Genomic DNA, 22,187 nt, shown 5'->3' with positions numbered 1-22,187 from the left:
CCGGCACAGGACCAGCAGTGTAGGGGTGCGAATCGGCCGATACTGGGTAGCCACCGGGCATGACCGACCTGTACCAGCCCGACGACCGGGACACCGCACGCCAGATCGCCGCCGCGCACACCGCCGCCTCCCAGGACGTGGAGGACTTCCTCACCCGCCTGCCGGCGCTGCCTACTCCGATGGACATCGCCGAGTACGCCGCCCTGATCGCCCGCGAGGAACTGATCCGCGCCGAACGGCAGGCTGCCGCGACGGCCGCTGGCCTGGAAATCCAGAGCGTGGGTACCGCCGAGTAAGCAGCCCAGCCGGCCCCCGACGCGCACAGGCCGGCTGGAATCACCGCTCGTCCGGCCAGGGTCACCGCTCGTTGAGCGGATCGTGGCCGAGGTTCATCAGGGAGTGCCGCCACTGCTCGTTACGCGACCCCTCCTCCGGGCGCGTCTCGATCAGGTCCTGGATCTCCACGACGGTCTCCCGCATCACCTGGATGTCCTCGGGGGTGAGGTCGACCTTGCGCTTCCCGAGGATGGCGAGGATGTGCCGGCCCGGTTCGGGCAGGCCCAGATGCGGTTCCGGCTCGAATGCCTCCGGCCCGGACCCCTGCACCATCAACCAGGTACGTAGCTGCTCGGAGGTGACGTTGACACAGCTGTGGAACTCGTCCCACAGCTCCTCCACCTCCGGTTCGATACGGCTTTCCCGTACCATCACCGCTCCTCCCGGGGGGCCGGCGTGGGCTCCACCGGCTCGCCTTCGTTCCACTCCACCTCGACGGCGGCTTTCGGCTGCACCTTCCTACTCTCGGCCGGGCTGGCCGAACTCGGCGGGCGCAGTACCGCGTCGGTCTTGCGGCTCTTCTCGTGCTCTTCCTCGGGTGCCGTCACGTCGTACTCCTCTCGTCAGCGGGTCGCGAGGCCGTCAGCGGGAAGGGTCGGGGCCGTCAGCGTCAGCCGCTCGCCGCCGCCGCGCTGCGGTCCGTCCGTTCCCCCGAAAACACGTCGAGCGCCAGCGCCCCGTCCCGGGCGTCAACGGTGACCCGCTGCCCGGGTGACAGACTTCCGTCGAGCAGCATCCGCGACAGCCGGTTGTCCACCTCCCGCTGGATGGTCCGGCGCAACGGCCGGGCACCGAACTCCGGCTGGTGTCCGTGCTCGGCGATCCAGTCCACCCCGTCCGGGGTGAACTCCACGACGATGTCCTGTGCGTGCAGTCGCCGCCGGGTCTCCTCCAACAGCAGTTCGGTGATCTGCCGCAACTGCTGGGTCTCCAACCGGCGGAAGATGATGATCTCGTCGATCCGGTTGAGGAACTCGGGACGGAACTGCTCCTGCAACCGACGCATCAGGCGTTCCCGCAGTTCGGCGCTCTCCTGCTGCTCGCTGCCGTCCCCACCGAACCCGACGCTGCGCTGGGTGCCGGTGATCAACTCGGAGCCGAGGTTGCTCGTCATGATCAGTACGGTGTTGCGGAAGCTGACCGTCCGGCCCTGACTGTCGGTGAGCCATCCCTCGTCCAGCACCTGCAACAGGATGTTGAAGACGTCCACGTGCGCCTTCTCGATCTCGTCGAGCAGCACCACCGCGTACGGGCGACGGCGCACCGCCTCGGTGAGCTGGCCCGCCTCCTCGTACCCGACGTAGCCGGGCGGGGCACCGACCAACCGGCTTACCGTGTGCCGTTCCTGGAACTCGCTCATGTCCAGCCGGACCATCCGGTCGGCCTCGCCGAACAGCGCCTCGGCCAACGCCCGGGCCAGCTCCGTCTTGCCCACCCCGGTCGGCCCGAGGAACAGGAAGCTGCCCATCGGACGGTCCGGATCGGCCAGCCCGGTACGCGAGCGGCGGACCGCCTCGGCGACGGCCGAGACGGCCTCGTCCTGCCCGATGACCCGCTCGTGCAGGTGCCCCTCCAGCCGCAGCAACCGGTCCCGCTCCTCCTCGGTGAGCTGGCTGACCGGGATGCCGGTGGCCCGGGAGACCACCTCGGCGATCTCCTGCGGCTGCACCTTGGGTACGCCGTTGCCGCCGTTGCCCTGCTGGGCCGCCTCGATCCGCTCCTGCAACCGCTGCAACCGGTCCCGCAGTTCCGAGGCCCGCTCGTACTGCTCGTCGGCGACCGCCTGGTCCTTGTCCCGGCGCACCTCCTCCAGCTCCTGCTCCAGTTCCCGGACGTCACCGGCCGGGGTCCGGGTACGCAACCGCACCCGGGCGCCCGCCTGGTCGATCAGGTCGATGGCCTTGTCCGGCAGGAACCGGTCGGCGATGTACCGGTCGGACAGCTCCGCCGCGGCGACCAGCGCCTCGTCGGTGAACCGGACCTGGTGGTGCGCCTCGTAGCGGTCCCGCAGCCCGCGCAGGATGGTGATCGTGTCGTCCACCGACGGCTCCGGCACCAGCACCGGCTGGAACCGCCGGGCCAGCGCCGCGTCCTTCTCGATGTACCTGCGGTACTCATTGAGCGTGGTGGCACCGACCACCCGCAGGTCACCCCGGGCCAGGGCCGGCTTGAGCATGTTGCTGGCGTCCATGCCGCCCTCGCCACCGCCACCGCCCGCGCCGACCAGCGTGTGCATCTCGTCCAGGAAGACGATCAGCTCGTCGCCGTGCGCCCGGATCTCGTCGATGACCTTCTTCAGCCGTTCCTCGAAATCACCTCGATAGCGGGTGCCGGCGACCAGACCGGCCAGGTCGAGTTGGACCACCCGCTTGCCCAGCAGCGTCTGCGGGACGTCCCCGTCGATGATCCGCTCGGCCAGTCCCTCCACGATCGCGGTCTTGCCGACCCCGGCCTCGCCGATCAGCACCGGGTTGTTCTTCGTACGTCGGGACAGGATCTCCACCGCCTGCTCGATCTCGTCGGCCCTGCCGATCACCGGGTCGATCTGGTCGGCCCGGGCCAGGTCGGTCAGGTCCTGGCCGTACTGGTCCAGCGTCGGCGTGCCCCGGTCCGGCTTGGCGGCCGGTGCCCCCCGTTCCGACCCGGCGGCCTGCAACGACTGCGGCTGCACCCGGCTGGATGCGAGCATCCGCCCGGCGGGAGACTCGGGATTGAGCGGCAACGCCATCAGGATGTGCTCCGGACCGATGTACGACGCGCCCATCGCCCGGGACAGCTGGTGGGCATCGAGCAGCGCTCGTTTCGCCGCCGGGGTCAACGACAGGTTCGCCGGGAAGTCACCGGGCGGCGCCGGCTCGCCCCCCTTGGGGCCACCGAGTGCGGCGAGCAACGTGTCCGGATCGGCCCCGGCCCGCCGGATCAGGTCCCGCAGCGGTTCCCGTTGCAGTGCCGCCCAGAGCAGATGGTCGGTGTCCAGGTCGGTACTGCGCGCCTGGGCGGCCCGCCGGGCGGCGTCGGCGAGCAGTTCCCTGGCGTCGGCGGTCATCAGCCGGGTGATGTCCACCCGCTGCGCCGGGCGACGGCCCTCCATGCGACCGAAGTACCGGGCCAGGAACTCGTCCCACGGGTCGGATCCGAGGTCACCAGGTCCCTGCGTCATGAAGCTGCCCCCCTCACCGGCACATACGGTCGGCGTGGGCTACCCGGCGGTTGGACCGACAAACGTGCCGCCGGTGGCAGGCTGGGGCGCATGGACACCGAGCCACAGCTGTTGCCGCTTCTGGTCGTGGATGCCGCGAACGTCGTGGGTTCGCGGCCTGACGGGTGGTGGCGGGACCGGGCTGGCGCCACCGTACGGCTGCGGGACGCGCTGGCCCCGGTCGCCCGCGCCGGCCTGCCCGGATTGCCACCGCCGGTCGAGGTGGTGCTCGTGGTGGAGGGGGTGGCCCGGGGCGTCCCACCCACCCCCGAGGTCCGGGTGGTCGCCGCCGAGGGCTCCGGTGACGACGCGATCGTCGAGCTGGTCCAGGCCACGGCCGAGGGGCGGCACTGCGTGGTGGTCACCGCGGACCGGCTGCTGCGGGACCGGGTCACCGCGCTACACGCGGCGGTTCGGGGGCCGCGGTGGCTCCGCCCGTAATCCGCCGCGCCGCCCGCCGGCCCGCCGGCCCGCTGGCCGGGCAGCGGCAGCGGCAGCGGCAGCGGCAGCGGCAGCGGCAGCGGCGAAAGTGTCGGAGATCCGACTCTGTCGCCGGCTCGCCGATCCCCCACCGGCTCGACCTCGACCTCTATCGTGCGGGAGATCGGCAGCGCAGAACGGACAGCAGGGCTGGAACACCCCAGGAATGGCCGATCGCCCCGATGGGGATACGCTCTACCGAGAGTCCTCCCCGCCCCCAGGAGGTTTCGTCGTGGCGAGCGTCGCCGAGCTCAAGGCTGCCATCGATGCCGCCCTGCAACAGATCGGTGAAGGGCAGACCGCCGTGCAGGCGGCCAGCGAGAAGCTGACCGAGGCACAGCAAACCCTGGCCGGTGCCTTGGAGGGCAGCGGCCACGAGACGGTCAACGCTGCCCAGGCCTCACTGTCGCAGGCCGGCCAAGAGCTGGAGGAATGCCTCGCTGCGACGCTGGCCGCGGTCGAGCAGGCACAGCTCTACGTATCGACGTTGTGAGCCATCATGTCGATTATCGAGGAGCTGGGAGCGCAGGTCCGGGCCACCTCCGACGAACTGCCCGTGGCGCTGGTGCTGACGACGTTGGAGCGGCTCGGGCAGGCCTCGGAGCGGTTGCGTTGGGTGCGGCAGGAGTCGGCCGACCCGATGGGCGTGCCAGAGCTCTCCGCCGCCATCGAGCACGCCGAGACCGCCGGGCATGCCCTGCGGGTCGCCCAGGACCAGTTGGCCAGCTATCTGGCCGCCATCGGGCTGGGGCAGGACGGCGCGCCCGGGCCGGTGGCCGAGCGGCGGCCGGGGGCGGACGGCCCACCCGCCGGTGAGGTGGGTGGGGCGCCCGACGGTCGGGGGTCACGGACGGTACGCCGCTGGTGGGCGATCCGGGTGGCCGAGCTGACCGGTGGTCGGGAAAGCCCGGGCGCGGAGCCGAACCAGCGGGTCACCGACGCCGGGGAGTTGCTACGCCGGGTCGCCACCGAGGTGCGCTCCGGTGATCGGGGACGCCTACACGCCGAGTTACGCGACGTGGACGCCAACGTCGGGCTCAACCTGGCCGCCGTCGCCCCACCATTCCTGCGGGACCTGGCCGCCGAACTGCTCGGCCACCCGCCACATGCCAAGGACCTGCCCAAGCTGCGCGACGAGGTACGCGGCGGCGTGCAGGACCTGTTGCCGGGCCTACCCCCGGCGGTGCTCGACACGGTGCTCACCCGGGTCTGCCGGATGCCACCACCAAAGAACGCACCGGACCAGAACGACCAACCGCACCCGGCCGACCCGGCGGTCGCCGCCGGTGTGCTCACCGGTCTGCTGATGCGCCGACTCGGCCGCAGCGAAGAGACCCTCACCGCAGCGACTCAGGAGACCCGTGGCTGACGTACGAACGCAGCTCGTGGTCCGGACCCGAGGCATGCTCTCGCAAGCCCTCGGCGCGACCCGGGCCCGGCTGGCGGCAGCCCGATCGGATCTGGACACCGCCCGGGACCGGCTGGCCCGTACCGGGGCGGCGGCCCACCGCCTGCCCCAGCGGGTCGGCGCGGAACGGGACCGCCGGCTCGCCGAGATCGACGAGCAGTACGCCGCGCAGATCACGGCGCTGGCCCGGCGGACCGCCGAGGCGGCCGGCGAGGAGGCCCCCGGGGCCGCGAGCACCGCCTGGCCGGACTGGAAACCCACCCCGACGGTACGCGGTGAGGCCGCCGGCCGGCTCCGGCTCGGTGCGGTACTTCTACCCGGTGCCGAGCCGGTGCCGGCCCTGGTCCCCCTGCTGGACCACGGCCACGTCCACGTCAGCGGGGCCGACCGGACCGGCTGCGACACGGTCGTGGCCGCCCTGCTGCTGCGGGCCCTGGGCCGGGCCACGCCCGGTGCGCTTCGGCTGATCGGCTACGACCCGGAGCACCTCGGCGGCGGGCTGGCCGGCTTCGCACCACTGTCCACCGCCGGACTACTGACCTTCGTCGGTCCGGGGGGCCTGGCCCACCTGCTCGACGACCTCACCGACCAGATCCGGCGCATCAACGAGACGGTACTCGCCGGGGAGTACACCTCCCTGCGGGAACTGGCTGCCGCCACCGGGCGGCGGCCCGAGCCGTGGCGGGTGGCGGTGCTGCTTGGCGGCGACGAACCGTCCCGGCACGAACGGAGCCAGCTCAACCGGGTGATCCGTACCGGTGCGGCCTGCGGGGTGCACCTCGTGGTGCGGGGCATCGAGCTGCCCGACGAACCCACCGTCGAACGGGTGATGGTGGGGCCGAAGGTAACCACCTTCAGCGGGGCGACCAGCCTGCCGGTACGCCTCGACCCGCCGCCCCCGGCCCACCTGGTCACCGAGACCTGTCGACAGGTCGCCACGGAGGTGGCCGCCGGCCCGCCCCCGGCCCCCTTCACCGACCTGCTGCCGCCGGACGACAAGCTGTGGCAGGAGGATTCGTCGACCGCGCTGGTCGCCCCGATCGGGGACGGTCCACAGGGCCGACCGGTGCTGCTGACCCTGGGGGACTATCCGCCGCACGCCCTGATCGGCGGCCCGTCGGGCACCGGCAAGACGAATCTGATCTTCGCCTGGATCGGTGCGCTGGCCGCCCGCTACTCCCCCCACGAGCTGGAGTTCTATCTGCTCGACTTCAAGGAGGGGGTGTCCTTCGCCCGGTTCGCGCAGGGCCGGCGGGACCCGAGCTGGCTGCCGCACATGCGGCTGGTCGGCATCAACGTCAACACCGACCGGGAGTTCGGGCTGGCCCTGCTGCGCTTCCTCGCCGAGGAGCTGCGCCGACGAGCCGACGCCGCCAAGCGGCACGAGGTCACCAAACTGTCCGAACTGCGGGCGGTGGACCCGGAGGGACGCTGGCCACGCATCGTCGCCGTGGTGGACGAGTTCCAGATGTTGCTCGCCGGCCGGGACGCCATGGCCCGGGAAGCGGCCGACCTGCTGGAGGACTTGGCCCGCCGAGGCCGATCCCAGGGCATCCACCTGGTGCTGGCCTCGCAGGACGTACGCGGCATCGAGGCGCTCTGGGGTCGCCCGGCGCTGGTCGCCCAGTTCACCCTGCGGATCGCGCTGCCCAAGGCGCTGCGGATCCTGGCCGAACGCAACGACGCCGCCCAGTCCCTGCCCCGGCACCATGCCGTGGTCAATGCCGAGTCCGGCATGGTCGAGGGCAACCAGGTCGCCCGGATCCCGTCGGCCAGCGACTGGGGCACCTGGAGCGAGTTGCAGCACCGGCTGTGGCGGATGCGCCCGCCCGACGCGGCACCGGCCCGGCTCTTCGACGGTGACGCGATCCCCCGGCTGGTTGACGCACCCGACTTTGCCGCGTTGCGTCCGTTGGACGCTGCCGGGTCGGAGCAGGTCGGAGCGACCCGGGCGGCCGGCTCGGCCCGGGGCCCGGTGGCCCTGCTCGGCGAAATCATCGACGTGCAGGCCCGGTCGGCCGGGCTTCGACTGCCCCGCGCCCCCGGCCGTAACCTGGCCGTCCTCGGTACCCGGGTGGACGAGGCGTGCGCCGTGCTCGACGCCGCCGCGCGCTCGCTGGCCCGCCAGCACCGCCCCGGCACCGCACGCTTCTCCATCGCCTGCCTCGACCCGGACGCCGACAGCTCGGCCCGTTCGCTCTACGAGGCGTTGGACGCCGACGCCGCCTGGTACGACGAGGAGACGATCGCGGAGCTGATGGCCGAGACAGCCGACGGGTTGGACCACGCCGCCGCTCTGGGGCAGCCGCACTACCTGCTGCTCTACGCGGTCGACGCGGCGACCGGTCGACTCTCCGCCCGGGTGGGGCAGCGCTCCGGACTGGACCACCTGCGGCACGTGCTGCACAACGGTCCAGAGCGGCGTACCCACGTACTGGCCTGGTGGCGGGGCGTGGCCCGGATGCGATCGGATCTGGGCGGTCCGGCATCGCGTACCGACCAGATCGGTGCCTGGGTGGCGTTGGACGTGCAGGGCGGGGAGTTGACCTCATCCCTCTATCCGGGCAACGGCGGGCCGGACTGGTATCCCCGGCCGTGGCGGGGCCTCTTCTTCGATCGGGCGGTACACCGGATCGGGCAGACCATCATCCCCTATGGACCGTCGTCGTGACCGGGTCGTACGCCGGCCTGATCCGCCAGCTCGCCGAGGTGGCCGCCCATGCCGAGGCCCAGCGCACGGAGGCGGAGACCTGGTACGAACGCCAGTGCGTCGGCGCCGAGCGGGCGCTGCGTACGGCCCAGGCGGCGGTCCGGCAGGCCGAGACGGAGGTGGCGGCAGCGGCCGAGGAGGTCGAGACCGTCGACGCCGAGGCGGCCCACCTCTGGCAGGTGCTCGGTGGCCGGCTGGGCTCCGGCACCCGTCGGCTGGGCAGCCCGCCGGGTCCCGCCCGGGGGGCGACCGCCGATCCCGCCACCCTGTTGGACGGGGTTCGGCAACTGCTCGACCGGGCCAAGCAGCCTGACGAGTTGCCGAGTTCGACGCATCCACTGCTGGCCCTCTTCGGCATCCTGGGGGCGGCGGCGGCGTACGCCCTGGGGCTGGCCGCACGGCTGGTCGGCGACCGGTATGGCGGGGACCTGGCGGTAGGAATGCCCGTGCTGGCCCTGGTGGTGACGCTACTCGGTCCACTGGTCGGGCTGGCACCGGCGAAGCTGCTCGCCGACCGTCGGCATGCGGTCCTCGGACCCCGGCCGGTGGCGGTGGTGCTGATCGCCGGGCTGGTGGGCACCGGCGTGCTCTTCGCCCTGCTGCGCTGACCAACACGTGCCCAGCTCAGACCACCACGCAGCTCAGACCACCACGTGCCCAGCTCAGACCACCACGCAGCTCAGCGTCAGGCGGGTATCGCCACCGCTTCGCGCAGCAGGCGACGGGCCAGCACCAGCCGGTCGGCGTCCTCGTCGAGACCGGGCAGGTCACCGACCCGGATCTGCCCGGTGGTGAGGAACTCCCGCAGCGCCGCCTCGCACTGTGCCGGAAAATCGATCGTCCGGTCGAACAGCCGGAGGCTGACCCGGTCGGTGCCGGCGAGCGTGAGCCGCCAGCGCAGTCCGGGCCGGGGGGCCAACCGGCTCGCCACGTCGAGGGTGGAGATCGCCGCCGTCTGGGCCAACGGCCGGATCGGTGCCGGCCGGGAGGCCCGCCAGGAGCGGTCCCGCAACCTCTCGGTGACCAGCGCCGGGTCGACCCCGACCAACCAGTCGCGCAGGGCGGCCACGGTCTCGGTCAGTTCCGGCTCCACCTGGTCGGCGTCGGCCACGTCGAACCCGTACGGCAACGAGGCGCGCAGCCGGACGTCCTCAGCGGCCAGGCCGAGTAGGGTCTCCACCAGCGTGTATCGGGTCAGCGCGCGGACTCCCACGGTCAGGTGCAGGGAACGCTCCTCTTGGGCCTGGGCGCTGTGCAGCCAACCCCGGGGCAGGTAGAGCGCGTCACCGGGGGCGAGCACCACGTCCAGCGCCGGTGGACCGGCGGCGACCGCGGCCACCTCGTCGGCGTGCCCACCCCAGGGCTGGCGTTCCAGCGGGTGGGTCAGCACCGGCTCGTGTATCCGCCAGTGTTTGCGCCCGTCGACCTGGAGTACGAACACGTCGTGCGTGTCGTAGTGGGTGGCGAAGCCCTGGTTCCCGGCGGGGGTGAGATAGGCGTTGACCTGGAGTGGCTGACCGAGTTCGATGCCCAGTTCCCGCGCGAAGTCGACCAGCGGTGGCCAGTTGCGGTGCAGGCCCTGGAGGACCAGAGTGGCCCCGCCCGCGTAGAGTTCCAGCACCCGCTCGTCGAGCACCTGGTCGCTGATCTCCGCTCCCGCCCCGCCGCCACCGGTGAAGCGTTCCGGCGATACCAGCTCGCCGTCCTTGGCGACCCGGAGGAACGGGGTACGCAGACCACGCCGGCTGAGTAGTTCGTCGGCGTCGGCGGGGCTGAGCAGGTCGGTGAAGCCGGCCGGGTTGGCCAGTTCACTGGCCCGGGACAGCAACGGTGCCTGCCCCCAGTAGCCGGCGGCGAACTTGGCCGGTTCGACCGCCACACAGCGGGTGAGCGCCGACGGCACGGTCGGCTCGGAAACGACGGCGGACGCCGGGCGGCCACCGCCGCCCGGCGCGTACGAGATCATCTGGGTTTCCGCTCGGTCATCGAGCCGGGCCATCGGCACCGCCGTCGTGCTTACCCGGCACCGCACCCCCGTCGGCGGGGCCTTCGTCAGCCAGGTCGGCGGGGCCGTCCGCGCCACCATCGCGTTTACCGGGAACTCCCCCGCCATCAGCCGGGCCCTCGTCGGCCGGGCCCTGGTCCGCTGGGCCGTCCGCGCCGCCGTCCCGCTTACCCGGGGTCGCCCCGCCGTCCGCCGGACCCTCGTCGGGCAGTACGCCGCCGGTGGTGATGTCGTCGTCGTCCAGTCTCATCGGTGCTCCCTCGGGTCCAGCGCCCTCGAGTCGTCTGCGGGGGCGTCGTGCATCCGCTGGTACCCGGTACCCGATCGCCTCTAACCCGGCAATTGGGATCGATCCTTCCGGGGCGTAGGGTCGCACGTCGAGCGTCTTGTCCGGTTCCGAGCCTCGAATGATGCGTTGGGGTGGATGACAGATTTTGCGTATGTCTGGAATGATCTCCGAAAGCGGCATCGATCGATGGCCGCCACATTTCGGGGAGGACGAATGTTTGCAGCCACGGCTGCGAGATGGCGCAGGACCACCCTGTCCGTCACCACGGCGGGCCTGATGGCCATCGGCCTGGGCAGCACCGCTCCGGCGCTCGCCGCGCCAGCACCGGCGGCCCAATCCAGTGCCCGGGCCTGCTCGTTGAGCACCTCGGCCAACCAGCCCAACACCGACGAGTGGGCCAGTTGCCTCAGCGTAGGCGCGACTCTGGACCTGGCACCCGCACTCGGGGCGACCGCCAACCTGACGGTCACCGTCCAGGCGGATGCCGTACTGCCCCCGACCGAGATTCGGCTCGAACTCCCGGCACAACTGGAGTGGGCCCGCGTGCCCGCCGGATTGACCGTCGGCAGGGCGACCGCTGTCGAACCGGAACGGGCGGGCGAACTGGCGGTCGCGTCGACCACCCGCCAGCTGCGGGCCGGGGAGAAGCTGACCTTCACCGGCCAGATCCGGGCGATCAAGGCGGGCCGGGCGCAGATCGAGGCCCATGCCACCGCGTCCGAGCCCGGTCGGCGGCACGCGGGTAAGGACGTTGTCTTCCTTACCATCGCCGAGCCCGGACGGACGTCCGCGTTCGGCCAGACGGCCACGAACGGCGCGGCCGGTAGCACCGCGACGCCGACCTCGGCGCGTTCGGGTCTGCCGGCCGGGCTGCGCCCGGCCAGTCCCGAACCGGCGGACCCGGTGGTGACCACCGCCGCCTGCGACACCTGGGTCACCGGTAACTGGACCTACGCCGATCAGACCGGCACGTGGCACAACGCGATGAACCTCACCGTCGAGGTGGTGAACGCCGCCGATGGACAGCGGCTGGCCGCTGCGGTGAGCAACGCCAACGGCGCCTACAACATCTGCTTCGACGCGCTGGCCGCGACCGACCCGGAGAACGGTCTGGACGTCTTCGTCCGGGTGCTCACCTCGAACGCCCTCTGGCGGGTGCAGCGCAGCGGCACCCCGCTGACCTTCCAGTCGGAGACCTTCACCGACGTCGCGCCGGGCAGCACGATCGACCTGGGCTCACGTACCTCGGACGACGCCACGCTGCAACGTGGTCTGCACGCCTTCGCCCGGGCCAACCAGACCTGGTTGTTCCTCCCGAGGCCCACGAACAGCTGCTTCGACCAGAACGACACCACCTGCCGCCGGCTCACCATCAACTGGGCCCCGGACTCCACCAGCGGCAACTACTACTCGCTGGCCAACAACGAGGTCCATCTGAACGCGGACGCACCAAACTCACCGACGACGGTGATCCACGAGATCGGTCACGCGTTGATGGACGACATCTACAACGACGCGTACCCGGCCTTCCCGAACTGCTCCCCGCACTACGTACAGCGGACCAGCTCGACGGGCTGTGCCTGGACCGAGGGCTGGGCCGAGTGGTTCCCGGCCACCGTGCTGAACGACCCGTTCTACCGCTGGCCCAGCGGCGCCTTCCTCGACCTGGAGAACACCACCTGGGGCACCAGCGGCTGGGACAACGGCGACGCCGTCGAGGGCCGGGTGGCCGCAGCGATGATCGACATCACCGACTCCACCAACGAGGGCTCCTGGGACCGGTACGGCGAGGGTTTCGACAACCTGTGGCACACCTTCACCCACCACGTCTCCAACACGTTCAGCGAGTTCTGGGCACATCGGACGGCCGACGGGTTCGACGTGTCCCCCACCGGTGCTCTCGGGGCGCTCTACCAGAGCACCATCGACTATGGGTTCCAGAACCCGCTGGGCAACTACGCGCCGAAGCTGCTGCCGTCGCCGACGCCACACAACTTCGGTTACCAGACGACGACCAACTACTGGTCGGTGGTGGCGATCAGGGCCGGGGTCAACCACGACCTGGAGCTGTACGACGACCGGGCCCAGGCCACCCGATTGGCCACCAGCGCGGTGACCAGCGGCGTGGACTTCATCGCCGTCGACTCGAAGTGGCGGGCGTTGGGTGACTACCACCCCCGGGTGAAGGCGTCCGGAGACGCCGGCTGGTACCGGATCGAGCTGGCCCAGGGGTCAGCGAGTCTGCCGGTCGGGACGAGCAACGTCATCATGACGGGCGACAGCATCGTCGCGGTACGTGACCTCACCCTGACAGCCGGGCAGAAGGTGACCATCAAGATCACCGGAAGCACCACCCAGAACCCGGAGCTGTACCTGGTCAGCAGCAACCAGACCACCGCCAGCACCTGGGTCCGGACCCGGGCCCAGGCGGTGGCCTCGGCCAACTCCGCCGGCACCGGCGCGGCCGAGACCCTGACCTACACCGCCTCGGCGGCGGGCCACTTCGGTCTGGTCATCGTCAACTGGAGCGGCACAGGCACCTACCAGGTGACCCGCAGCTAAGTGGTCGGCGGTCGGCCCGCCACCGAGAACTACCCGTTCATGGTCTACGTCTCCGGTTGCACCGGCACGTCGATCAAGGCCAACTGGGCCGGCATGGCCACGCACTGCTCCACGCCGAGTTCGGTCCGCGTCAGGTCGGTGGCCTGCCGGCGTAGTCCGGACGCATGTTCCGCGCGGCTCCCCCGGTCGGTGCGCTCGCCCGGCCCGATCGGTGGGAGCCACCCCGTGTCGTCGGGCCGGGCCGGGCGGCGGCACGGTCAGCCGGACCGGCCAGCCCGATACGGCCGGAGCAGTTCGAACACCGCGCCGGGGTCCTCGACGTGTGCGTTGTGACCGAGACCAGGCAGGGTCACCGCCGATGGCGACAGGGTGCGTAACTGCTCTGCGGAGACCATGGGGTCCGCCCCGCCCCGGGCCAGTACGACCGGCGCGCGGGCGGCGGCCAGCAGGGTGGGCATGTCGGGTGCCCCCACCCCGAAGACCGCCGGGTCCAGGGCCAGCCGCCACCGCCCGTCCTCCTGGCGGAGCCCGGCCGAGACCGCCTCGTCGTCGGGGTCGAGCAGACCGACGAGTCCGGAGACCCGCAGCTGCCGGAGGGCCGCCTCCTGCCGGGAGTCGAAGAAGGTGACCGGGCGGTCCGCCAGTGCGCGCGCCTTGGCCAGTTCCTCGCCGGTCCAGGAGACCTTGATGCCCAGCCCGACCACGGCGGCAACCGACAGGTTGAAATCCGTACCGGCCAGGGTCAGGCCCAACACGCCCCCGAGCGAGTGGCCGAGGACGACCACCGGCACCCCCGGCTCGACGAGACGGGCGAGCGCCTCGGCCAGGGAGTCGAACGAGTATCGGGCCAGCGGGGCGGATCCGCCGTGTCCCGGCAGGTCCGGTGCCAGCCATCGGCCGGGCCAGTGCCGGGTGAGCACCGGCCGCCAACGATCCCACACCTCGGCGGTCGCGCCGAGTCCGTGCACCAGCAGGAGGAGCGGCTCACCGTCGCCGCCGCCACGAACGCGTACCTCGCCAACCATGCCAAGAGTGTGTCACCGTCGGGGCCCGGTCAGCGCGGTCCGGGACACGGTCCGCCAGCGGCGTCGGTTCACGTCGTCGTACTCCCGACGGATAGCCTCGACCAGTGACGAAGCTGGTCGAGGGTGAGTCGTTCCGCAACGAGGACTGGTACGCCGAGGAGCTGATCGATGTCCACTACCGAGAGTGCGAGTTCCATCACGTCGATCTGACCGAGGCGTGGAGCCGGGGCGCGACCTTCGAGGAGTGCGTCTTCGGCAACGTACGCTTCAACGCCTCCCGGCACACCGACTCGGCGTTCCTGCGCTGCACGTTCAAGCGGTGCAACCTCTTCGAGGCCGAGTTCACGGGCTGCAAGATGACCGGCAGCGTCTTCCAGCAGTCGACGCTACGACCGCTGCGGGTGATCGGCGGTGACTGGTCGTTCGTGGGGCTACCCGGAGCCGACCTGCGCGGGACCACCATACAGGGGGTCCGGATGCGTGAGGTCGATCTCACCGGCGCGAACTGCGTGGACGCGGTACTCGCCGATGTCGACCTTTCCGGCGCGCAGTTGCACAGTGCCAAGTTCGTTCGGTGCGATCTGCGCGGCAGCGACCTGACCGCGCTCGATCCGACCACCGTCGAGCTGACCGATGCCGTCATCACGGCTGCGCAGGCTGTCGTGCTAGCCCAGGCGCTCGGCCTACAGGCCCGCTGATCGGCCTACAGGCCCGCTGATCGGCCTACAGGCCCGCTGATCGGTCACCCGGCCCGCTGATCGGTCACCCGGCCCGCTGATCGGTCAGCCGGTCCGCTGGCGGCTTGACGTCCGGGGCAGGCCCGGCGCGGCCAGCAGTCATCCGGCGGCGGGGAACAGCGCCCGCATCCGATCGATCTCCACGCCCTGCTCGGCGGCGACGGCGGTGGCGATCTCTCCGGTGATGACGTCGACCCCGACCCGGAGCAGGTTGACGGCCATCTCGATCGCTCCACGGTGGTGGTCGATCATCATGGTCACGAACATCCGGTCGAACTCGGCACCGGTGGCGGCGGCAAGCCGGCGCATCGCCGCCGGGCTCTGCATGCCACGCATGGCGCCGTGGTCGTGGCCGGGCTCCTCCGGGGGCAGACCACGCGCATCCAGCCAGGCTCGCATCTGGTGGATCTCCGGGGACTGGCTGGCCTGGATCCGGCCGGCAAGGGCGCGTACCCGGGGGTCGCTTGCGCGGTCGGGGGCCAACGCGGCCATCCGTAGCGCCTGGGTGTGGTGCGGAATCATCATCCGGACGTACCAGACGTCCAATGTGTTGTATCGCGGACCGGCGGTCGGGGCGACCCGGTCGGCCGGCTGAACCGTCGCCGGCTCTCCGGGTCGGCCGGGCACGATGACCAGGTCGGCGGGCCGGGCGGCACCGTCGGCGGCGGGTGCAACGGCGGCCAGGGCACCGGCATGTGGTGGGTCGGTGCGGGATCCGGCCCCGGCCCCGCCGACCAGCAGCAGTATGGCCAGCACGCAGACGCCGGTCGTCCGTCGATGGATCTGGTCCATGACACGCCCCTTCGATCGGGGATTGGCGGGATCATAACGAATCGACAGGAACCATCAGTATGACCTACATCACATCGATGAATATCAGTAACGAGTAAGGTGTCGGCCAGTCAGAAACCCCTTTCGAAGGGTGGCCGCCGGATGACCAGACTCAGCCTGCCGCAACCACGGCGTCTCAAGACCCTCGCGATGGCCGCGACCGTACTCGTCCTCTTGGGTCTCGCCGCCGCCCCACCCAGCAGCGCACGCCCCCCGGCCGACGCGTGCGGCCCACCATCGGTCAGCGTCGAACTGCCCGAGTTGTGCCTCACCGAGCAGCAGCTCACCGCCATGGACGACGCCGACGTCGACCTCGGCGTCGACGAGATCGCCAGCAGCGGCAACATCCGGCAGATCGCCAACATCCCGAAGCGGTCGCCGTTCGACTCCGAGGCCGCCCTCGGCACCGACATCGCCTTCCAGGGACGCTACGCCTTCGTCGGCAACTACGACGGGTTCGTCATCTACGACATCAAGAACCCGCGCGCACCGAGGGTCGTCTCCCAGGTCCTCTGCCCCGGGTCGCAGAACGACATCTCGATCTACGGCAACCTGCTGTTCCTGTCGACGGATTCGTCCCGCAGCGACGACTCCTGCAACAGCGTCGCCCAGTCGGCCACGATCGAGTCCTCCTGGGAGGGCATGCGGATCTTCGACGTCACCAACAAGGCCAACCCCCGGTACGTCAAGGCCGTCGAGACGGCGTGTGGCTCGCACACGCACACCCTGGCCCCGGCCAAGGACCGCCGCTCCGTCTACATCTACGTGTCGTCGTACTCCCCCGCGGCGTCGTTCCCGGACTGCCAGCCGCCACACGACTCAATCTCGATCATCAAGGTGCCGCTGTCCCAACCCACCTCCGCGACCGTGGTGGCCACCCCCAACCTCTTCCCGGACGGCGGGAACCCGGGCCGCAACGGCAGCGCCACCACCAGCGGCTGCCACGACATCACAGTCTTCCCCCGGGAGGACCTCGCCGCCGGCGCCTGCATGGGTGACGGCGTACTGATGGACATCAGCAACCGGGAGGCCCCCCGGGTCATCAACCGGGTCCGGGACACCACCAACTTCGCCTTCTGGCACTCGGCGACGTTCAACAACGCCGGCACCAAGGTCGTCTTCACCGACGAACTGGGCGGCGGCAGTGGCCCCACCTGCAACGAGACGGTCGGCCCCAACCGGGGAGCCAACGCCATCTACGACATCACCGGCCGGGGCGACGCCCGGCAACTCGTCTTCCGGAGCTACCACAAGATCGCCCGAACCAACACCAACTTCGAGAACTGCGTCGCACACAACGGCTCACTGATTCCGGTCCTCGGCCGCGACATCATGGTCCAGGCGTGGTACCAGGGTGGAATCTCGGTCTGGGACTTCACCGACTCGGCGCACCCGGTCGAGATCGGCTTCTGGGAGCGTGGCCCGATCTCCGACACCCGGCTGATCATCGCCGGATCCTGGTCGGCCTACTACTACAACGGTCACATCTACTCCAGTGACATCCAGAAGGGACTGGACGTCCTGGAGATCATCGACTGGCGCACCTGGACCGCGAAGTTGGTACACACCCGGGAACTCAACGTGCAGACCCAGCCCGGCTACTGGGACTGGTAGCCGGATCGTCCCGACCGCCGGCCCGCCCCCTCACCGGGGTCGGGCCCGCGTCGGCGTCTTCAGCCCAGCTAAAGGAAAACGATCGGTCCGGACATCCGGACGACCGGCGCATGGCCGCTACCGGTCGTATCGGTGTGCCGGATCATCTTGATGGCCCACACGTCGGACTGCCGACCGTTCGCGTACACCAGCGCCGACACCTTGCCCGCATCTGTACCGGTCGAGCCGGCCCGTTGACCTTCCGGTCGGGGCACCTCCCCGCCGTACGACGGCTCGCTCGGGCCGAGTCGGTCGCGGTGACCACTGCCCGGTCAGGCCCAACGACCTCGGGCATCGCTCCGGCGTACTGCGGACCGGTAGCCACCCCGGTCTAGGGCGATCCTTCCTGCCCACCATCCGGGTGAGGCTCCACTCCCGGTCCCAACGGAACGGACGGATCGCCTGTGGTCGGGTGGGGACGGTGAGACGGGGATCAAGCAACGTGGGGACGACCAACGTCCGCCGACCCAGGCCGGTGGGTACACCCGACGCCGGTCGGGAACCGGCACCCGGCATCACGATTCGCAGGTCCACGCGGGGTGACAGCGCCTCGGACGCGCCCGACGAGCGGGCAACGAGCGGACCACTGTCGACGCATGCCGCATATCGCGGTGACCCTCCGTGTCGGCCCGACGGTCCACATCGTACCGGTGCCGATCGGAAGACAGATCCGGCATCGCCCTCACGGTAAGCGCGGCAATAGCGACTGACAGCGCTTGTCCCAGCTAGATCCACCGACCCTATCGCCACCTCCTACACCTTTCGGGCGAGATATTTCGCCAGAACGTGGGAACTCCTTTGCACTTCGATCTAGCTTTGGCCGGCCGATGGTGGCATGCTCGCCGAGGATCGTTACCCCGAGCGCCCATTCTGCTACGGAAACCATCGCAGGAATCCCGTCACGCGACCCCTCCGCGACGGCGAAGGCGGACTGGACAAGAAGGAGTTACGCAGCGGTGTCCGATGCCCCGGTGAAGTCCGTTACCACAAAGGCCGGCGCACCCCGGTCTCTGCCCCTGTACCGCGCGCTTCCGAGCTTGGTCCGCGACCCGATGAAGGCCCTTGTGGAATATGGGAACCAGTCCGGGGGCGAGATCGTGCGGGTCAACATCGGTTCGTTCCGACCCCACCTGGTGACCCATCCCCGACATGTGCAGCGCATCCTGCGGGACAACGCCGGAAACTACACCCGGTCCGGTGACGGCCTGTTCTGGCGACCAGTCAAGCGACTGTTCGGCGAAGGAATCCTTGGCGAGGGACAGATCTGGGAGGCCAGCCGCCGGATGCTGCAACCCCTGTTCACCGCGAGACGGGTCGAGGCTCTGGTCGACCGGATGACCGAGGTGATCGACGAGGCGGTAGACGAACTGGACGAGCCGTCCCGAACCGGTGCCCCCGTCGATATCAACACCGAACTGTCCCGGATCGTGACCCGCGCCATCATGCGGGTGCTCTTCGCCGACCGGATCTCGATCCCGGATGCGATGCGGGTCGTGGATGCCCAGGACACGATCGCTACCGCCGTGCTGCCCCGGATCCTGGTGCCGTTCGCTCCGCTGTCGATGCCCATGCCCGGCGATCGCGCCTTCCGAGAGGCGGTGAAGATCGTCGACGAGGTGCTACTGCCGGTGGTCCGGGAGGCCCGCCGCAACCCCGGTGACGGCGACGACATCGTCTCCACGCTGTGCCGGGCCCGCACCGCCGATGGCCGCCCGCTCGATGAGCGCCAGGTACGCAACGACACCGTCGCCATGTTCGCGGCGACCACCGAAACCACCATCAACCTGCTGACCTGGTTGTGGCCCCACCTGGACGCGCGTCCGGACATCGCCGACCGGCTCTACGCGGAGATCGACCAGGTGGTCGGGACGGATCGGGTCCGACGATCGCACCTGCCCGAGTTGCGCTACACGAAGATGGTCCTCGACGAGCTGCTCCGGCTCTACCCGGTGGGGTGGATGATCCCCCGGATGGCCGTCGCCGACGACGTCATCGACGGCGTACACATCAAGGCCGGTTCGACGATCGTCCTGAGTCCGTTCATCACCCAACGGATGGAGATGTTCTGGGAGCATCCAGAGGTCTTCGACCCGGACCGCTTCTCCCCCGAGCAGGTGAAGAACCGGCACCGCTGGGCCCATTTCCCCTTTGGCGGCGGGCCGCACCAGTGCCTGGGCATGTACCTGTTCTACCTGGAGGCACAGCTCATCGTGGCCACGATGCTGACCCGCTACCGGTTCCAGCTGCGCAACCGAACCATCCCCATGCCCCGGGTGGCGGCTGCGTTGCGCGCCCAGGAACGGGTCTCGCTGACCCTACGCCCCGCCTCGCGCCCGCTCGCCGCATGAGTGGCGACCTACCGCCGGTCGACGAACGGGACGCGTTGGCTGTCGCAGCCGAGCAGGGACAGATCTGCGCCCTGGCCGCCACCGGGCAGCGCGACCTCCAGAAGTGCGTCGACCGGCATCCGGAGCTGTTCTCGGGCAACCCGTTCGACTCGACCCTGTTCGGCACGGTGGCGCTGGCCATGGCCTTCAGCGCTCCCTGGTGCACCCCCGGGCAGCTCCGGGTGGCCACCCGCGCCGTGCTGTGGGGGTTCGCCGCCGACTGGCAGATCGACTATCTGGCGAAGTCCGTCGACGAGGTCGACGACCTCGTGGCGGACTGCCTGTCGGTCGCGGACGGGGCGACCGACGTCGTCCATCCGCTCGGCCGGTTCCTGGCCGAGATCCGGGACGAACTGACTGCCGCGCCAGCCTTCGGAAGGCTCCGTCCCGTCTGGCGTGAGGAGTTGCGGCGGATGCTGGCGGGGATGGCCCGCGAGCGGCGGTGGCGAGCAACGAACCCAGCCGATGGTCCAACGGAATCATTGCCCAGCTTCGCCGAGTACCTGGCCAACGCCGACAACCTCGGTGCCTCGTTCGTCAACGTCTCGCACTGGGTCATGACCGGAACACCAGCGGCCGTCCGCCACATCGCCGAACTGATCGGGGCGAGTGCCGAGGCGCAGCGGGCGCTCCGCCTGATCAACGACGTGGCCACGTACGAACGGGATGTCAGCTGGGGCGACCTCAATGCCCTGATGCTGGTCGTCGACCGGGCCGAGGTGACCAACGAGATCAGTCGACACGTCGACCGGTGTCGGACGCTGCTCTCTCCGCTCACCGACGAGTGCCCACGCGAGGCCGCCTTCCTGACCCGGCAGCTTGGCTTCGCCAGCGGTTTCTACCAGGTGACGGACTTCTGGGGCAGCCTGTGAGCACCGACAACCTGCTCGCCGAATGGGCACCACCGACCGACGTCGACCTCGCGACGGCGGCCGATGAGCTGGTCGCCGGCATGGTCGACGAGCCCTGGGGACAGGCCTCCCCCTCCGTCTACGAGACCGGGCGGCTGGTGGCGTTGGCACCATGGCTGACCAGACACGCGGGACGGGTGCGCTACCTGGTGGCGAGTCAGCATCCGGATGGCGGGTGGGGTCAGCCGGACGGCTATGGGTTGGTGCCGACGCTCAGCGCCACCGAGGCGCTGTTCGTGACGCTACGGCGGCCCACCGGTCCCGGCCCGACCCGCGCGGAACTGGCTGCGGCCGTCGAACGTGGTCTCCGGGTGTTGGTCCGCTGGCTGGCCGATCCGGCGCTGTCGGTACCCGACACACCGGCGGCCGACCTCATCGTGCCGGACCTGGTGAACCTGCTCAACACCCATCTCGACGAACTCCGCGACACTCCCGTCGTCGGTCTGGACCCGATGTGGGCAGGCGTCCACCTCGGCCTGCCGGCACGGATGGACCCCGCCCGGCTGACCCAAGTCCGAAACGGGCTCGCCGTGGGGGCTCCGATCCCTGAGAAGCTGCTGCATGCCCTGGAGACCGCCGGCGAGGCGGCCCGGGCGGCGCGGGGGGTCACACCGGTACCGCCGGGTACCGTCGGCGCTTCGCCGGCGGCCACCGCCGCCTGGCTCGGTGGGCCGGAGGTGACCGGACCGGCAAGGTCCTATCTGGATTTCGTGGCCAGCCAGCTGGGCGGCCCGGTGCCCTGCGCCACTCCGATCACCGTCTTCGAACGGGGCTGGGTACTCAGCACGTTGGCCCGAGCCAACCTGCCAATCGATCCGCCGGCGGATCTCGTACGGAGCCTGCGTGCCGCACTCGGCCCGGACGGGGCACCGGCCGGTCCCGGCCTTCCGGCTGACGCGGACAGCAGCTCGGTCGCCCTGTACGCCCTCGCGCAACTGGGTCAGCCGGTCGCTCCCGACTGTCTCTGGTCGTTCGACACCGGGGCGCACTTCTGCACCTGGCCGGGTGAGGACGGCTATTCCATCACCACCAACGCACACGTCCTGGACGCGCTGGGACATCACCTGGCCACTGTCCCGGCGGCACCGGGGCGCTACCGGACAACGGTGGACCGACTAGCCGGCTGGCTGTGTGGGCAACAGCGATCCGACGGCGGCTGGGCCGACCGCTGGCACGCCTCGCCCTACTACGCGACTGTCTGCTGCGTGCTCGCACTGCACGAGCACGGACGGGGACCGGCGGTGTCGACGGCCGTGGCCCGCGCCGCAGACTGGGTACTGGCGACGCAACGCGACGACGGCTCGTGGGGACGGTGGGCCGGCACCGCCGAGGAGACCGCGTACGCGATGCAGGTGCTGGCGACGGCCGGGCGGTCGGGGCTGTCCGGACTCGGTGCCGCGCTGGCCCGAGGACAGGCGTACCTGCTGTCCCCCGCCGACCGGACCGACGGCGTTCCACTGTGGCAGCGGCCCAACAACGTTCCACTGTGGCATGACAAAGATCTCTATCTGCCGACCGCGATCGTGCGTTCGGCCGTCATCGCGGCACTGGTACCGGTAGCGCGCCGACCTGAGCTGATCACTCCCGCACTGCCCACCTAAGAATGCGGATATACATGGACGAAACAACTGATGTAGGGATTCAGGCGAACTTG

At 70.4% G+C, this 22,187-nt stretch carries 19 protein-coding genes; 12 read left to right on the top strand and 7 right to left on the bottom strand.

The window, feature by feature from the left end:
• Window positions 1-59 precede the first annotated feature (59 nt).
• Window positions 60-296, top strand: a complete 237-nt coding sequence (locus FHR38_RS28705) for a hypothetical protein (RefSeq protein ID WP_184538061.1) — start codon at window positions 60-62, stop codon at window positions 294-296.
• Between the two features lie 61 nt (window positions 297-357).
• Here FHR38_RS28705 and FHR38_RS28700 read toward each other — a convergent pair whose 3' ends face one another.
• From FHR38_RS28700 to FHR38_RS28690, 3 genes are all read right to left on the bottom strand, one after another.
• Entirely contained in the window at window positions 358-708 is a 351-nt protein-coding gene (locus FHR38_RS28700; protein ID WP_184538059.1) for a DUF3140 domain-containing protein, read from the bottom strand.
• Window positions 708-884, bottom strand: coding sequence for a hypothetical protein (locus tag FHR38_RS28695; protein WP_184538057.1), 177 nt, complete (start codon window positions 882-884; stop codon window positions 708-710). Before FHR38_RS28695 ends, FHR38_RS28700 begins: the two co-directional genes overlap by 1 nt.
• A 62-nt stretch (window positions 885-946) precedes the next feature.
• On the bottom strand, window positions 947-3,496 hold the full coding sequence (locus FHR38_RS28690) for an ATP-dependent Clp protease ATP-binding subunit (RefSeq protein WP_184538054.1): 2,550 nt from the start codon (window positions 3,494-3,496) through the stop codon (window positions 947-949).
• 90 nt (window positions 3,497-3,586) lie between these two features.
• On the opposite strand from FHR38_RS28690, the gene FHR38_RS28685 reads away from it, so the two are divergent.
• The 5 genes from FHR38_RS28685 to FHR38_RS28665 all read left to right on the top strand — a co-directional run bounded on the left by FHR38_RS28685 (window position 3,587) and on the right by FHR38_RS28665 (window position 8,741).
• On the top strand, window positions 3,587-3,976 hold the full coding sequence (locus FHR38_RS28685) for a PIN domain-containing protein (protein ID WP_184538052.1): 390 nt from the start codon (window positions 3,587-3,589) through the stop codon (window positions 3,974-3,976).
• Between the two features lie 271 nt (window positions 3,977-4,247).
• Window positions 4,248-4,508, top strand: a complete 261-nt coding sequence (locus tag FHR38_RS28680) for a hypothetical protein (protein WP_184538050.1) — start codon at window positions 4,248-4,250, stop codon at window positions 4,506-4,508.
• A gap of 6 nt (window positions 4,509-4,514) precedes the next feature.
• Window positions 4,515-5,384, top strand: a complete 870-nt coding sequence (locus FHR38_RS28675; RefSeq protein WP_184538048.1) for a hypothetical protein — start codon at window positions 4,515-4,517, stop codon at window positions 5,382-5,384.
• Window positions 5,377-8,094: an FtsK/SpoIIIE domain-containing protein gene (locus tag FHR38_RS28670; protein WP_184538046.1), complete on the top strand. Its 2,718-nt coding sequence runs from the start codon at window positions 5,377-5,379 to the stop codon at window positions 8,092-8,094. Before FHR38_RS28675 ends, FHR38_RS28670 begins: the two co-directional genes overlap by 8 nt.
• Window positions 8,091-8,741, top strand: coding sequence for a hypothetical protein (locus FHR38_RS28665; RefSeq protein WP_184538044.1), 651 nt, complete (start codon window positions 8,091-8,093; stop codon window positions 8,739-8,741). The genes FHR38_RS28670 and FHR38_RS28665 overlap by 4 nt, the downstream gene beginning before the upstream one ends.
• Window positions 8,742-8,818: 77 nt before the next feature.
• On the opposite strand, the gene FHR38_RS28660 is transcribed toward FHR38_RS28665, so the two are convergent.
• Entirely contained in the window at window positions 8,819-10,099 is a 1,281-nt protein-coding gene (locus tag FHR38_RS28660) for a cupin domain-containing protein (RefSeq protein ID WP_221449229.1), read from the bottom strand.
• 16 nt (window positions 10,100-10,115) lie between these two features.
• Complete coding sequence (locus FHR38_RS28655) at window positions 10,116-10,388, bottom strand: hypothetical protein (RefSeq protein ID WP_184538042.1); 273 nt, start codon at window positions 10,386-10,388, stop codon at window positions 10,116-10,118.
• A 252-nt stretch (window positions 10,389-10,640) separates the two neighbouring features.
• Between FHR38_RS28655 and FHR38_RS28650 the strand changes: the two genes are divergently transcribed.
• A complete protein-coding gene (locus tag FHR38_RS28650) occupies window positions 10,641-12,989 on the top strand; it encodes a PPC domain-containing protein (RefSeq protein WP_184538040.1) in 2,349 nt (782 codons plus the stop codon).
• A gap of 257 nt (window positions 12,990-13,246) precedes the next feature.
• Here the strand turns inward: FHR38_RS28650 and FHR38_RS28645 are convergent, their stop codons facing one another.
• Window positions 13,247-14,014, bottom strand: a complete 768-nt coding sequence (locus FHR38_RS28645) for an alpha/beta fold hydrolase (protein ID WP_184538037.1) — start codon at window positions 14,012-14,014, stop codon at window positions 13,247-13,249.
• 104 nt (window positions 14,015-14,118) lie between these two features.
• On the opposite strand from FHR38_RS28645, the gene FHR38_RS28640 reads away from it, so the two are divergent.
• Window positions 14,119-14,712 (top strand): pentapeptide repeat-containing protein, encoded by a 594-nt coding sequence (locus tag FHR38_RS28640; protein WP_184538035.1) that lies wholly within the window; start codon window positions 14,119-14,121, stop codon window positions 14,710-14,712.
• Between the two features lie 138 nt (window positions 14,713-14,850).
• Here the strand turns inward: FHR38_RS28640 and FHR38_RS28635 are convergent, their stop codons facing one another.
• Window positions 14,851-15,543, bottom strand: a complete 693-nt coding sequence (locus FHR38_RS28635; RefSeq protein WP_184538032.1) for a DUF305 domain-containing protein — start codon at window positions 15,541-15,543, stop codon at window positions 14,851-14,853.
• 141 nt (window positions 15,544-15,684) lie between these two features.
• On the opposite strand from FHR38_RS28635, the gene FHR38_RS28630 reads away from it, so the two are divergent.
• The 4 genes from FHR38_RS28630 to FHR38_RS28615 all read left to right on the top strand — a co-directional run bounded on the left by FHR38_RS28630 (window position 15,685) and on the right by FHR38_RS28615 (window position 22,134).
• Complete coding sequence (locus tag FHR38_RS28630; RefSeq protein ID WP_184538030.1) at window positions 15,685-17,196, top strand: LVIVD repeat-containing protein; 1,512 nt, start codon at window positions 15,685-15,687, stop codon at window positions 17,194-17,196.
• A gap of 1,049 nt (window positions 17,197-18,245) precedes the next feature.
• Window positions 18,246-19,583 carry a cytochrome P450 gene (locus FHR38_RS28625; RefSeq protein ID WP_184540369.1) on the top strand — a complete coding sequence of 446 codons (1,338 nt, stop codon included), beginning with the start codon at window positions 18,246-18,248 and terminating at the stop codon, window positions 19,581-19,583.
• Window positions 19,580-20,494: a terpene synthase family protein gene (locus FHR38_RS28620; RefSeq protein WP_184538028.1), complete on the top strand. Its 915-nt coding sequence runs from the start codon at window positions 19,580-19,582 to the stop codon at window positions 20,492-20,494. Before FHR38_RS28625 ends, FHR38_RS28620 begins: the two co-directional genes overlap by 4 nt.
• A complete protein-coding gene (locus FHR38_RS28615) occupies window positions 20,491-22,134 on the top strand; it encodes a prenyltransferase/squalene oxidase repeat-containing protein (protein WP_312882466.1) in 1,644 nt (547 codons plus the stop codon). Before FHR38_RS28620 ends, FHR38_RS28615 begins: the two co-directional genes overlap by 4 nt.
• Window positions 22,135-22,187: the final 53 nt, after the last annotated feature.

Origin of the sequence: Micromonospora polyrhachis (genome assembly GCF_014203835.1) — a bacterium.
Classification (GTDB): domain Bacteria; phylum Actinomycetota; class Actinomycetes; order Mycobacteriales; family Micromonosporaceae; genus Micromonospora_H; species Micromonospora_H polyrhachis.
Note: the sequence above shows the minus strand (reverse complement) of the source record. Positions and strands in the feature narration are given on the sequence as shown.

What these genes read in the sequence shown, in the direction of transcription:
- FHR38_RS28705 (WP_184538061.1), top strand. Translation starts at nt 60, where the DNA reads ATGACCGACCTGTACCAGCCCGACGACCGGGACACCGCACGCCAGATC.
- FHR38_RS28700 (WP_184538059.1), bottom strand. Translation starts at nt 708, where the DNA reads ATGGTACGGGAAAGCCGTATCGAACCGGAGGTGGAGGAGCTGTGGGAC.
- FHR38_RS28690 (WP_184538054.1), bottom strand. Translation starts at nt 3,496, where the DNA reads ATGACGCAGGGACCTGGTGACCTCGGATCCGACCCGTGGGACGAGTTC.
- FHR38_RS28685 (WP_184538052.1), top strand. Translation starts at nt 3,587, where the DNA reads ATGGACACCGAGCCACAGCTGTTGCCGCTTCTGGTCGTGGATGCCGCG.
- FHR38_RS28675 (WP_184538048.1), top strand. Translation starts at nt 4,515, where the DNA reads ATGTCGATTATCGAGGAGCTGGGAGCGCAGGTCCGGGCCACCTCCGAC.
- FHR38_RS28660 (WP_221449229.1), bottom strand. Translation starts at nt 10,099, where the DNA reads ATGATCTCGTACGCGCCGGGCGGCGGTGGCCGCCCGGCGTCCGCCGTC.
- FHR38_RS28655 (WP_184538042.1), bottom strand. Translation starts at nt 10,388, where the DNA reads ATGAGACTGGACGACGACGACATCACCACCGGCGGCGTACTGCCCGAC.
- FHR38_RS28650 (WP_184538040.1), top strand. Translation starts at nt 10,641, where the DNA reads ATGTTTGCAGCCACGGCTGCGAGATGGCGCAGGACCACCCTGTCCGTC.
- FHR38_RS28645 (WP_184538037.1), bottom strand. Translation starts at nt 14,014, where the DNA reads ATGGTTGGCGAGGTACGCGTTCGTGGCGGCGGCGACGGTGAGCCGCTC.
- FHR38_RS28635 (WP_184538032.1), bottom strand. Translation starts at nt 15,543, where the DNA reads ATGGACCAGATCCATCGACGGACGACCGGCGTCTGCGTGCTGGCCATA.
- FHR38_RS28630 (WP_184538030.1), top strand. Translation starts at nt 15,685, where the DNA reads ATGACCAGACTCAGCCTGCCGCAACCACGGCGTCTCAAGACCCTCGCG.
- FHR38_RS28620 (WP_184538028.1), top strand. Translation starts at nt 19,580, where the DNA reads ATGAGTGGCGACCTACCGCCGGTCGACGAACGGGACGCGTTGGCTGTC.